This window comes from Vibrio ouci (genome assembly GCF_004551525.1).
GTDB classification, from domain to species: domain Bacteria; phylum Pseudomonadota; class Gammaproteobacteria; order Enterobacterales; family Vibrionaceae; genus Vibrio; species Vibrio ouci.
Genome location: NZ_SATR01000007.1, coordinates 120,782 through 133,418 on the forward strand (window position 1 = coordinate 120,782; position 12,637 = coordinate 133,418).

Annotated in this window: 12 protein-coding genes; 5 read left to right on the top strand and 7 right to left on the bottom strand. The window is 44.5% G+C overall.

All coding sequences use genetic code 11. The features are described from left to right. Positions 1 to 79: 79 nt before the first annotated feature. Positions 80 to 1,213 carry a class Ia ribonucleoside-diphosphate reductase subunit beta gene (gene nrdB / locus ELS82_RS07040; protein ID WP_134834859.1) on the top strand — a complete coding sequence of 378 codons (1,134 nt, stop codon included), beginning with the start codon at positions 80 to 82 and terminating at the stop codon, positions 1,211 to 1,213. Further along, complete coding sequence (yfaE, locus tag ELS82_RS07045; RefSeq protein ID WP_134834860.1) at positions 1,213 to 1,491, top strand: class I ribonucleotide reductase maintenance protein YfaE; 279 nt, start codon at positions 1,213 to 1,215, stop codon at positions 1,489 to 1,491. The genes nrdB and yfaE overlap by 1 nt, the downstream gene beginning before the upstream one ends. Positions 1,492 to 1,647: 156 nt before the next feature. Here the strand turns inward: yfaE and ELS82_RS07050 are convergent, their stop codons facing one another. Next, positions 1,648 to 1,905 carry a 30S ribosomal protein S6 modification protein gene (locus ELS82_RS07050; RefSeq protein WP_134834861.1) on the bottom strand — a complete coding sequence of 86 codons (258 nt, stop codon included), beginning with the start codon at positions 1,903 to 1,905 and terminating at the stop codon, positions 1,648 to 1,650. A 243-nt stretch (positions 1,906 to 2,148) separates the two neighbouring features. Next, positions 2,149 to 3,390, bottom strand: a complete 1,242-nt coding sequence (locus ELS82_RS07055) for a CinA family nicotinamide mononucleotide deamidase-related protein (protein ID WP_134834862.1) — start codon at positions 3,388 to 3,390, stop codon at positions 2,149 to 2,151. Between the two features lie 176 nt (positions 3,391 to 3,566). Here ELS82_RS07055 and ELS82_RS07060 point away from each other — a divergent pair, with 176 nt between their 5' ends. The 3 genes from ELS82_RS07060 (at position 3,567) to ELS82_RS07070 (ending at position 6,256) form a co-directional block, all read left to right on the top strand. Further along, a complete protein-coding gene (locus tag ELS82_RS07060) occupies positions 3,567 to 4,463 on the top strand; it encodes a DUF3943 domain-containing protein (RefSeq protein ID WP_134834863.1) in 897 nt (298 codons plus the stop codon). A gap of 215 nt (positions 4,464 to 4,678) precedes the next feature. Then, a complete protein-coding gene (locus ELS82_RS07065; protein WP_134834864.1) occupies positions 4,679 to 5,191 on the top strand; it encodes a glycine cleavage system transcriptional repressor in 513 nt (170 codons plus the stop codon). Between the two features lie 114 nt (positions 5,192 to 5,305). Continuing rightward, the gene (locus ELS82_RS07070; protein ID WP_134834865.1) at positions 5,306 to 6,256 is read left to right on the top strand and encodes an endonuclease/exonuclease/phosphatase family protein; all 951 of its coding nucleotides are present in this window, start codon (positions 5,306 to 5,308) and stop codon (positions 6,254 to 6,256) included. A 58-nt stretch (positions 6,257 to 6,314) separates the two neighbouring features. Here ELS82_RS07070 and ELS82_RS07075 read toward each other — a convergent pair whose 3' ends face one another. From ELS82_RS07075 to ELS82_RS07095, 5 genes are read right to left on the bottom strand one after another with little or no spacing between them, the layout of a single operon-like run. Then, a complete protein-coding gene (locus tag ELS82_RS07075; RefSeq protein ID WP_134834866.1) occupies positions 6,315 to 7,232 on the bottom strand; it encodes a PstS family phosphate ABC transporter substrate-binding protein in 918 nt (305 codons plus the stop codon). Then, positions 7,222 to 7,845 (bottom strand): OmpA family protein, encoded by a 624-nt coding sequence (locus ELS82_RS07080; protein ID WP_134834867.1) that lies wholly within the window; start codon positions 7,843 to 7,845, stop codon positions 7,222 to 7,224. The genes ELS82_RS07075 and ELS82_RS07080 overlap by 11 nt, the downstream gene beginning before the upstream one ends. Next, positions 7,845 to 9,155, bottom strand: a complete 1,311-nt coding sequence (locus tag ELS82_RS07085; protein ID WP_134834868.1) for a TolC family outer membrane protein — start codon at positions 9,153 to 9,155, stop codon at positions 7,845 to 7,847. Before ELS82_RS07085 ends, ELS82_RS07080 begins: the two co-directional genes overlap by 1 nt. A gap of 14 nt (positions 9,156 to 9,169) precedes the next feature. Further along, positions 9,170 to 10,489: an HlyD family type I secretion periplasmic adaptor subunit gene (locus tag ELS82_RS07090; RefSeq protein WP_134834869.1), complete on the bottom strand. Its 1,320-nt coding sequence runs from the start codon at positions 10,487 to 10,489 to the stop codon at positions 9,170 to 9,172. Beyond that, entirely contained in the window at positions 10,482 to 12,626 is a 2,145-nt protein-coding gene (locus tag ELS82_RS07095; RefSeq protein ID WP_134834870.1) for a type I secretion system permease/ATPase, read from the bottom strand. The genes ELS82_RS07090 and ELS82_RS07095 overlap by 8 nt, the downstream gene beginning before the upstream one ends. Positions 12,627 to 12,637: the final 11 nt, after the last annotated feature.

The window sequence follows — 12,637 nt, forward strand, 5'->3', positions numbered from 1 at the left end:
TAATCCCCTATCGGGATTATTAAGGCTTAACAAAATATTCGCCCCTCAGATTGAGGGGCATAAAAGGAATTGAGGCATCATGGCTTACAGTACTTTTAACCGAACTAAGAACGACCAGCTAAAAGAACCTATGTTCTTGGGTCAATCGGTAAACGTTGCACGTTACGATCAACAAAAATTTGAAATTTTCGAAAAATTAATCGAGAAGCAACTGTCTTTCTTCTGGCGTCCAGAAGAAGTAGATGTATCAAGCGATCGTATCGACTACAACAAGCTACCAGACCACGAAAAACACATTTTCATCTCAAACCTAAAGTACCAAACGCTACTGGATTCGATCCAGGGTCGTAGCCCTAACGTTGCGTTACTTCCATTGGTTTCTCTACCAGAAGTAGAGACATGGATTGAGACTTGGTCTTTCTCTGAGACTATCCACTCGCGCTCTTACACTCACATCATCCGTAACATCGTTAATGATCCGGGTCTTGTGTTTGATGACATCGTAGAAAATGAGCACATTCTAAAGCGTGCGAAAGACATTTCTCGCTACTACGATGACTTGATCCAACTGACTAACGACTACCACCGTTACGGTGAAGGCAAACATACAATCAACGGCGAAGAAGTGACTATCACTCTTCACGAGCTGAAGAAAAAGCTGTATGTATGTCTAATGTCAGTGAACGCACTAGAAGCGATCCGTTTCTACGTAAGTTTCGCTTGTTCGTTTGCATTTGCTGAACGTGAGCTGATGGAAGGTAACGCAAAAATCATCAAGCTCATTGCTCGTGATGAAGCGCTACACCTAACGGGTACTCAGCACATGATCAACCTGCTTCGTAACGGTCAAGATGACTTCTCATTCATGCAAATCGCTGAAGAATGTAAGCAAGAGTGTTTCGACCTATTCAAAGAAGCGGCAGAGCAAGAAAAAGAGTGGGCAGAATACCTATTCAAAGATGGCTCGATGATTGGTCTAAACAAAGACATTCTTTGTCAGTACGTTGAGTACATTACCAACATCCGTATGCAGGCTGTTGGTCTTGGCGCAGCTTACCCAGAAGCAACATCGAACCCTATTCCATGGATCAACGCTTGGTTATCTTCTGATAACGTTCAGGTTGCTCCTCAGGAAGCAGAGATTTCATCTTACCTAGTTGGTCAGATAGATAGTGACGTTCGTGCGGATGACTTTAAGGACTTCGAACTGTAATGCCAACAATCAAAATCAACGGGATGACTCCTATTCAGTCTCACCCTTCGAATACCATTTTAGAAACAATGGAGAACGCAGGTGTAGAGCCAGAATACAATTGCCGTGACGGACACTGCGGCGCTTGTCGCTGCAAGTTGGTCTCAGGTGAAGTGGAATACGTTGGTTTTGCTATGGCTTACACCGAAGAGCGCGAAATTTTACCGTGCATCTGCAAAGCAAAGTCTGATATCGAGATTGAAGGTGTTCACTATGCGCTAAAAGAAAAACGCGCATAGTACATTTTTAGTCATCAAAAAAAGCCCTTTAGTTCATCACTAAAGGGCTTTTTGTATATAAAGAATCAGGTGTGCAAGCGAGTAACTCGAGTTCAAATAAGTATGATGAAGTGCATAACTATACAAATTATAAAAGACTAAGGTTCGCGTTAGCCTTTATGCATTTAATTTAGCTGGCTCACGTGACAAAAATGCATCAGCGGTCAGCATAGACACGGCTTTGTCACCGATCTCTCTACCATCATCATCAAAAAGCGAAAGATGATAACCTAAGCTATCCCCAACGATTTTTTCTTTTGGTGCTTGTCGCCACAAAGAGATTACATCCTGACGTTCATCCTTAAGTGCTTCACCCAAAATAACTTTTTGACTAGCAACTTGGTACCATACAAGGATTTTTGACTGACTAAACATACTAACCCCTCCGTGAAAATAGCGATTCAAGTAATCAGTTTATCCTCTTCTCCAACAAAAATAAGTACCAAAAGTGAGACAATTTTGGCTTCTATTTAAAATCATTGAGTTAAGCCATATATGAATACGCTATAAAAAAATATTTAACTGATGAATATGAAATATCAAGTGCATTCATTTGCTTATTACAGAATGCCAACCGACGCTGAATTGACAAATATAAATAGTCAGTTCATTGAATTTTTATGCACCAATTATACTTCTTGGAATAAACATCTCTTTTTCACGAGTTAATGAGCTGTAGTTTGCAAACATGGGCTTAGTGCTCAAGTAACGTCGAAGCATATCCGCTGCAATCGTGGTGATCACAAGAGTGCGCTCTTTGCGCGAGTAATCACGATTAAATGTGAGTGTCTGTCCCCACTCCCCTTCAGGGGTCGCTAAAGCAACTGAAAATGTCTTATTGACCACCTTCCCTGTCACTATGGCAATATCAGTGGCGCACTTCTCTTTAGTCGCCCCAGATAACGCGAGTACCGAAGCTAACGCATCTTCACTGCCTTCCGCTAAAGCGACTTTTTCACCCAGTACCCAGCCGTGACCGCAATACTCTGCCGCACCTTCATGAGACTGAACCCACTGAGATAGCGCGCCATAGGTTGATTGTTCCGCGGTCGAGATTGATTGCTGCTTCTCTAAAATCAAATGGGCAACGTGATCTTGCATAGACTCATCAATGCTCACGACGTTGGCTTCCACTAAGCTGAAAATCATTTGAAGCAGCTTTACACGTCTCTCTAGATCTTCTTTTGGCCCAAACAGCTTAACCTCAATATAGGGAAGGTATGAACGATAACCTAAGCTATACCCTTCAGGAAGCTGCATTTTATCGAGCTTATCTGACAGCGCTGACTCTGAAGTACCAAAGGTGTAGAGCTTGCTACACTCCTGACCGATAATGTCTGGGTAACAACGCTTAATATCTGGCAGAATTTGCTGTTCTACCATTAACTTAAATTCACTCGGCACACCTGGCGTAAAATAGAAATCACAGTCATTAAAGGTGACCTTGAAGCCACAAGCCGTACCTATTGGGTTATCAAGTAATTGCGACCCTTTCGGTAGCATCGCTTGCTTGATATTACTTTCTGGCATTGTGACTCCCCTAGCAGCAAAAAATTGCTCCAAGCGAGCCTGCCATTCAGGGAAAAGAGTCAGTTCCGTTTCTGCAGCAACAGCCGCCGCCTCAGAACTCAGGTCGTCAGCCGTTGGCCCTAAGCCACCATTGACCACAACGACATCACAATTAAAGCTCAGCATCATCAGTTCTTCGACTAGCGAAGACATTTCATCACCTACCGTCGAACGCTTGGTCACGCTGTAACCATGCTCAAAGAAACGTTGAGACAGCCAAGCGGCATTGGTATCAACAATATCTCCGTGGAGGACCTCTTCCCCAGTGCTTAGCATTGCAATTTTCAACATCGTTTATCCTTAGTGGGAAATGTCACACATTTGATGAGTTTACCGTTAATTCCTATGGCAATCCGGTAAAAAACGTCTAAGTTTCTAATTTAGAACAAATACTGGTTCCCATTACTCTGACTTTAATAGATAATTGTGAACCCGATCATTAAAAAATAATAACTGTGGAGTTTTCCGTGTTTAAAAAAAGCATCGCCGCTTTATTGATGTCAGCATCTGCATGTGCCAACGCCAATATCTATGACTCAAATCAGCATATTGAATTTTCGTACACTGTAGACCAAGCTGAGTTCGACACGCTCTCTTACAACTCTTATCAGTACACCTCTCAAGACCCGTATTCATTAAGCCTTACTGAAGACAACTTAAAGCTAGAAGACCCAGGTTTACCAAAATACCTTACAGCTTCAAGTGAAAAAGATTGGGATTACTTAATGGGCCAGACTTACACCATTCTTGGTTTGAGTGTAGCGACCGTAGGCTTAATGACTCTACTACCAGAATCAATCACTAAGTGGGATGAGGAAGATCGTAACTTAAGCGGCTTAGGCTCAAAATGGAAGGACAATGTCACTTCAGGTCCAGTTTGGGACCGTGATGAGCACTTCTTAAACTACGTTATGCACCCATACTTTGGTGGTGTTTACTATACCGCTGCGCGCCATGCTGGCTTTAATGAGTTTGAGTCTTTCCTTTACTCTGCCACTATGTCGACTTTCTTCTGGGAATACGGTGTAGAAGCTTTCGCTGAAGTACCATCTTGGCAAGATATCTTCATTACTCCGTTCTTCGGTGCGGTTGTTGGTGAAATGATGTTTGAAGCTGAGCAAGACATCGTCGCTTCCGGTGGCGAAGTCATGGGCTCTGAAACTATGGGTGGCGTAACTCTGTTCTTCCTGAACCCAGTAGGCCACATTCATGGCTGGGTAAGTGATGCATGGGGCGGCAGTGCAGAGTTCCAATACAGCAGCACTCCATGGTTCGGTAACCAAGACGCCGCGCAATTCGCTATGGACGCGGGCGCAAGCTATGACAACGTATTCTACGGCGTCGAAATGAAGATCAGCTTCTAACACGCTCACATTATTTGAAAAAGCGACGTTCATACGTCGCTTTTTTTGTGCTCTCGTTAAAATAACCGTAATATCAACAATAGATTAGGGCCAAAAGTTGACCTGGCTCAAACCTAAATCCCCTGCGCTTCCTAAACTGATTTTAGGCACCGATTCGTCTTTCATCGCTGTAGAGATTGAATAGTCATGCCTTACTCAGCGCTAGGAGGCCCAATATGAACAGCACATTCATTGTAAATTTTGTCGGTAAAGCAACCCCAGCAACCATCAAGCAACTTGCTGCCATTACACATGAAAACGATGGCAAATGGCTTATTAGTAAAGTCAACTTCATCGAAGATCAGGTTGCAGCAGTTATCAAAGTCGAATTACCTGCTGATAACGTTCAATTAGTAAAAGATGCATTTTCTTCCCACCCAGATTTGCTGGTGCAGATTACAGACTCTGATCTGCATAGCCACAGTGCAGATACCATTTACCAGTTACGACTCGACTCCAATGACCGAGCAGGTATCGTAAATGAAATTACTCACGTACTAGATGGACAAGGCATTAGCATCTTAGATATGGATTGCCAACGTGTGTTCATTGCGGGTGGTGGTGGCGTTAGCTCTAGCTTGTTTACGGCCAACATAGCAATGCGCCTTCCGACGGAAGTGTTAATCGACGATGTCGCCAAAGAGTTAGAAGCTCTGAGTGAAGATACACGCGTGATGGTTGAAGCTTAGCCAATATACAGCCATCAGTACCTCTATTGATGGCTGTTCACGCTTATCTGTTCAATTACGGCTTAACAGTTGCTACTCTCTTAGTAGTCAGTCTACCTTTGCAAGGCATCCGCATTGAACGCAACTAAAACACTTACTTTTGCCACCGCCAACTTATTCAATTTCCTTAAGCCGCCCGACGCTTTTTATGAGTTTTCTAATATCTATGAACAACAAGAATGGCAAGCTAAGTGCCAGTGGACAAAATCGCAAATTACTCAGCTAAACGCTGATATCATTGGCCTGCAGGAAGTCTTTAGTATCGAGGCCACACAACAGCTTCTCGTGGAATCTGGTTTCCCCTATTTCGTTACTGTCGATACGCCAAAATCAGAAAGTGATTATATTTATTCTCGCCCCGTCGTCGCTCTTGCGTCAAAGTATCCGATTATTCACGCAGAGGCTGTCAAACCTTTAGACGAATGGGCTAAGGCCTATCAGATTGAGTTACCCCAATTTAGTCGCAAACCTATCCACGCCGTTATCAAAGTGCCAACGATTGGCGAAGTTTCGGTGTATGTGTGTCATTTGAAATCTCAACGCGCAACAGAACCCGCAATGCAAGGCGAGACAAGTCAGCTCCTTGGCCAGTGGCTATCAAGCCAACTAAGAGGCTGGGAAGCGGTGATGCTTAAACTGTATATGGATAAACAGTATCAGAAGTCACCAATGCCTACCGCTCTGCTAGGGGACATGAATCAGCCCCTGACTAGTGACATCACAGGGCTACTTACTCAGCAAACAGATGATGAAGGTGAAGCCTTAGTTCTAACCGATAGCTGGAATGCTTATAAAGACTCGGACACTTTCCCTGCTCGTGTAGCGACTCATTACCACTTTTCAAAAGGAAACGTGCTCGATTATGTTCTCCTCTCTCAAGAGTTTCAGCCTGACTCCCAACGTTCTATTGCAGAAGTAATCAGCTATCTTGTCCAAGATCAGCACCTGATTAACCCTATCTATCAAAAAGATAAGCAAGCAAGCGATCACGCCTTTGTTGCCGTGGGCACTCAGTTCTTGGTTTAACAAAAAAGCCAGACAATATGTGTCTGGCTTTAAGTTAATTAGTGGCCAATCTATGGCGCTATTTATAGCCACCTTCGACGATAGGCTCAACTAAGCCTAAACGCACTTTATTTCGATGAATCGCTTCATCCGGTAAGCTGATAAAACCAAAGTTATTGAACGCCTCTTTGTACTCTTGCTCTAGAGCCAGCGAGACAAACCTTTTCTCATCGTCACTCAGGTAGTTTCTGTGCGGAGGGATATCTAAATACATGTAATACACGCTTGATAATGGATAACGCCCGGACAATATAGTTTCTTTGTTTAAGTCGTAAGTGACGCCAATTTTGTCCACGATAGACAAAAGCTTGTACTCATCAAGTCGATCTGAATACGTCGCGTAGCTCACCGCCTCTGCATTTGATTCCAGTTTGGAGAAGAGCTCTTCTTCATCAGCAACAAACTGCGTTGCGCTGTACGTCCCATCCCCACACTCTACCCACTGACTGAACTTGTGGTGACGCTTTAAGCCTTGATCAACCGCGTAAGGCTGCATGACCGGTTTCTGATCATTTTCCCAATTTCCCCATCGAACAGGACTCAACTCCTCACTGCATGTGAAGGCGCTTTTAATTTCATCGATAGTAATTTTGTCGTTTGGGTTGTCGGAATTGGCAATGATAGCCACGACATCGGCAGTAAAATAGAGCTCGGTTGGACGATAGCCCGTTTCACTCTCAAACTGAGCGACTTCAAAGTCCGTCCATTTACGCTCACTAATACCAACGCGGATATCTCTGTCGATCATCGCTTGAGGGATGTTATCGATAACCGCAACTTCCGTTCTTTCACCATCTTCAGACAAAAGCTCAGAGACGAGTGGCATCAAATGACTATCAACTCCAACTTTCGAAACACGTTCATGATTACTCGCCAGAGCTGAACCTGAAAGACAAACTGCGCTCACTACAACCAGAGGTTTCCAATTATTGCTCATTTGACACCTCCACATTCGAATTAGGGCTTAAATTCTGTTCTGAACTGAATATATTCCATGTCGGCTTTACTGACATTGCTTTGGTCATAACAATAGCGATAGCACGTCTTTTTCGAGCGTGAAGTTGCTCTGTGATTACGGTCACTTGAGTAAACTCTTGCTCCGAAATGCGCTCTTCACTGATCCCTTCTCGAATCAGCATGTCTCGAATAGTATGGGTTCGTCTTTGAGCCAATGCCTTGTTGTACTCTAGGCTCGCTTCTGGACTGGTATCGCCCACCAGCACAACCGATGATTGCGGGTGTTCAGAAAGCAACTTAACGAGCTCCGTTAATGATTGCTGGTGATCGGCTTTCTCTTTGTATTTATCCATTTCAAAGAAGAAACTGATCACATTCGCCTTCTCATTAATTTGCCACTCAGTGCACCCTTCAAGATCAACATCAACTTGAGCAGGCGTGTTCTCACAGCGATCACGTTGATTAATCACTCCATCCTTATCATCATCGGAGAGATCATCAATTTGATGACGCTTCGTTTGCGTTACCGGGTCTTGAGCACAGCCTAATAGCATAAGGGCAAGGAGCACAGGTGCGATAGTTTTAAACTTCATTATTTAACCTCCTCTTGCCACTCTTCTGGGTGTTCTACCCTCAACGCATAGGTCAAAATCCCCATCGCGTTGAATAGTCGATACGCCGCTAAGGTATGATCAAATTTGGTATTTACATAGTTACGACGCGCTAAAAACACTTCGACTTTGGCGTCTAATACATCGAGAAGGCTCCGGCGGCCTACGGCAAACTGCTGGATATAGCCAAGTTCAGCGATTTTAGCGGCATCGACATTCTGTTGAAGAAGACTTTTTTGTTTATCGAGCATGTCATAAGCGTTCCACGCCAGCTCAGTTCCTTCTGTTACCTCTCGCTCAGTTCGAATTCGGATAGCTCGCGCTTCTTCTACTCGCCAAGCGGAAGACTCAACTCGGGAATCCGTAGAGAAGCCATTAAACAAGTCGTAGTCCATGGTTAACATAATGCGAGCGTCTTCATCAGGACCCTCCGCATTACTGACGTTGTCATTTTTGTTCGCGTGAAGCTCAAGTTTGATCTCAGGGTAGTAGCCACTTTTCTCGCGACGGACTTCTTTACGCGCCGCTTCCAAGTCGAGCATAGCGGCAAGTATCTCAGGGTGGTTTTCAATGGCTTGCGATTTAGCGACGTCAACCGAGCTTGGTAGTAAAGCACCATCAAAGTTAGGGTGAACCAAGCCTTTTGGCTTCTGGCCAACTAAGCGATTAAACTGTGCAGTTAAATCGAAAAGATTGTTTTGAGACGCAATCAATGAAGACTGCGCGGTAGCAACACGAGCAGATATCTGCGCTAAATCAGAGTTACTGCTGAGTCCTTGTTGCTTTTTATCCAATACGTCTTGATAAATTTCTTGGTGCTCTTTGACGTTTCTCTCAGAGAGTTCAAGTAAGGTTTGAGCTTTGAGTCGTTCAAGGTAAATCCGAACAATATCGAGAGATACATTCTCTGCACGAGAAATTAGCGTTAGTCGCTCTGCTTCTGCTTCATAACCCAAACGATCAACGTTAGAAGTGGTAGAAAACCCATCGAAGATTAGCTGCGAAACTTTAATACCCAGCTCGGTTCTTGTTAACCCTCTGTCCTCTGGATCTATATAGGAACCGCTGTTATAGCGCGTTTCTTCGTAACCTATTGCACCGTAGAGGTTCGCCTGCGGTAAGTAGAGTCCGCTCGCGGCATCTTTATCTCGGATGACTGATTGAAATCTTGAATACTGCGCCATTATCTCTGGGCTATAGTCGATGCCGAAAGCAACCGACTCCTCCAGAGAAATAGCGTGGGTTGTCGTCGAGAACAGAATCCCCATCCACATCATTGTTTTCGAACGCATTCTATTTCCTTTTATTATCGTTCTCTTAGAGCACTTTCTTTTGCTCTTAATATTGGTTTTAACCAGTAGCTAAGAACTGTCTTCTCATCGGTTAAAATATCCACTGCCACTTGCATACCCGGGATAATGGTAAATCCTGAGCTTTTCACATCCTCCCCTAACTCAATGTGTGCTCGGTAATAAGCGTGACCCTCTTCCGTTTGTAAGGCGTCTGCACTCACGTAAGTCACTTTCCCTTTAAGACCGCCATATATGACAAAGTCATAAGCTGAAAATTTTACTGTCGCGGATAGCCCAGTTTTAACAAACGCAATGTCTTTAGGGGCGATTTTTGCTTCCACAATCAAGTTACTGTTTTCCGGTACCAACTCCATAATCGGCTCACCCGGCTTTACTACCCCGCCAATTGTCCTAACAAAGATTTCCTTTACTCGTCCATCGACAGGCGCCAGCAACTGGGTGCGCTTCAGTTGGTCAGCAATGGCATAGCGGCTTTCACTTAGCTGAGCTAACTTGGCCGATACTTCATTGAGTTGTCCTTGCACTTTAGTCCGAAACTCAAGTGCAGTGCTGCGTCTATCCGAAATCGACTCAGAGAATGCGGCTTTTTGCTTTTGGGCAACCGTCTGAGCGCTCGCTAAATCGCCCTGTAACTTAATCACATCACGGTTGAGCTTTAATAGTTCTACCTCAGCAACGGCCCCGGTGGCAACCACCTCTCTTAACATATCTCTTTCTTTTGACACAATTTTGAGACTACTTTGCAAAGTCCTGATATTTTGTACTGTATCGCTATAGGATTGAGCTTGTTGCTCTACTCTGAGTGTCGACTCTTCAAGTTCGGAACGTAACTTGCCAAGCCTTGCCAAATAGTTCGCTTTGGCGTTAATCAAAGCTAAATGGCTTTGTTCTGTCACCTCAATAGTTTGAGGCTCAATGACGATATGTTCCTGCCAAGGTAGCGAAGAGTCTCTGACTACAATCGAGTTTAACTCTGCCCTAAGCCGTATCTTTTGGGCCTGCAGTGACTCAGCTTGTTGAGTTGATTCCTGATAGCTGGCTCTAAAGCGAGTGTCATCTAACACGGCGATAGGTTGCCCTTTGGTTACGCGCTCACCTTGTCTTACCAATAGCTCTTTGACTAACCCGCCCTCTAAGCTTTGAATTGTCTGAACCGATAAGCTTGGTACAACCTTACCCTCCCCAATCACGACTTCTTCAAGCTTTGCCCACGACGCCCAAACGATAATCGCGGTGATACAAGCTGCTGTCATCCAAATCAATTTTCTCGACTGATGCGCTAAGTGAACGCTGTTCCATGCAGTACTACTCATTGTGGCCTCCTCGTACTACGGAAACCGATCTCACGCGGCTTTTTGCTGTCTTGTTGTTGGTTTGATTAAATACTTCAGCCGGTGTGCCATCAGCAATAACCTTGCCTCTGTCCATCACAATAATGCGGTCACATAAAGCTAGGAAAGAAGGTTTATGGGATGAAATAATCAACGTCTTACTTCTTGGTAAACTCTGTAAGCTGTTAAATAATCGGGTTTCAGACTGCTTATCCAGCGAAGAGGTTGGCTCATCAAGAATAATGAGGCTCGAATCGCGATACAGCGCTCTTGCCAATGCCACCGTTTGTCGCTGACCCCCAGACAAGAATCGCCCGCCTTCACCGACTTGAGTTTCCAGTCCGTTGTTAAACCGATCCATGTACGCATTTAACCCTGACAGGTTCACGGCTTGAGTTAACTTATCTTGATCAACGTCGCCATGCCCTAGAGTGATGTTTTCAACCACACTACCAAACAACAGCTGTGTGCTTTGCCCTACCCAACCCGTTTTTGAGCGCAGCAAACTGTTTGGCCATAGCTGACTGTCGATTTCATCATAAAAAATTCGTCCGCCAGTCGGATTCAATTGCTTAGCGATAATGGATAAAAGGGTCGATTTCCCTGCACCTACTGAGCCAATAACTCCAACTCGTTGACCTTTTGCAATAGTAAGGTCTATCTCGTCTAAGCAAATCGTTGGGGTCTCTGGATATTGGTAAGAAATGGCGTCGAGTTTGATCGCTCCTTGGAACTCTCCATCAGAAAGTAATGAGCTGTTTTGATCTTCTTGCTCTAACTCAATAATACTCGTCAGACTGTCTACCGCTGTTTTGGTTTGTTGGTAGCGCAGTAGCAGCATAGATAGCTGGTTAATTGAGCCTGCAGCGCGTCCACTTAGCATCACAATCGCAATCAGACCGCCCATACTCAGTAGGCCTTCCGATATTTGGTATACGCCCAAAACAATTAAGCCAATGGTGACCACTTGTTGACTTGATTGAATCGTGTGAGCAATCAAGTTCGAGTAGTGGCGTGAACGTATCTGCCAATCTGACAATGCACTGGACAGTTGTTCCCAGCGTTGCTGCATCATGCCTTGAGCATTATTCTGTTTGATTTCATCAATATTGGTCAGGCCATCAAATAAGTGCGCCTGTTTTTGTGTCGATAAACGCGCAGTTTCTACATGCGTTCCTTCAACCTTGTCTTTCATGACCATTGAGAACACGATCAGCAACAACATGACCGACACAGGAATGAACATCAGCGGACCACCAAGCCAACCAATAAGCAGCAGAAACAAAAGTGTAAACGGTAAGTCCACCAAGGTGGTTAGCGTCACTGAGGTGAAGAAGTCTCTGACACTGTCGAACTCTTGCATTTGGCGACTGAACGCACCAACAGATTGAGGACGCTGTTCCAGCTTCATGCCGAGTACTTTAGAAAACAGCGTTGCAGAAAGCTTATTATCGATATAGCGACCTGCGGCGTCTGTTACCGAACTGCGTGCCTCTCTAAGTAACCAATCGAACACGACAACAACCGCGACACCAATCGCAAGAACCCAAAGCGTACTAAACGCCTGGTTGGGCACTACGCGATCGTACACGTTCATGGTAAATAGCGGCACAACCAGCGCCAATACGTTGATCATCAATGAAGCGACTAGCAGATCACGGTACCAAGGTTTCACTTCTCTAACGGTACGCCAAAGCCAATGACTTGGTTTCTTATCCGCGACAACATCAACTCTAGAGTCAAGTTTAGCTGGCATTGAGATTTGCCATACGTTTGACTCAATAGTTGATAGAAAGCTAGAAGAAGGGGCAGAAAATTCTTCTCCCTGCCTTATTCCCCTAACCCCACCTTGCTCAACAGATATGATCAAAATAGGCTCGCCTGATTTCATATCCATGGCAACAAGCGGCACTATTGTTTGGTCAATAGCCGTTTTTTTTACCATCTGGATTTGGAGCGATAACTTCTCAAGACCACGCAAAAATAGTGAACGGTCAAAGCTGCCATTTTTTAGTGGTAATCCATTGATAAGATGCGTTCGGTGACAACGACTCTTAAAGTGGTCTCCCAACCACTCTAATGTCGTCAACCAAGGGTCGTCCCTGTATTCATTTTCCATCTAATCTATTC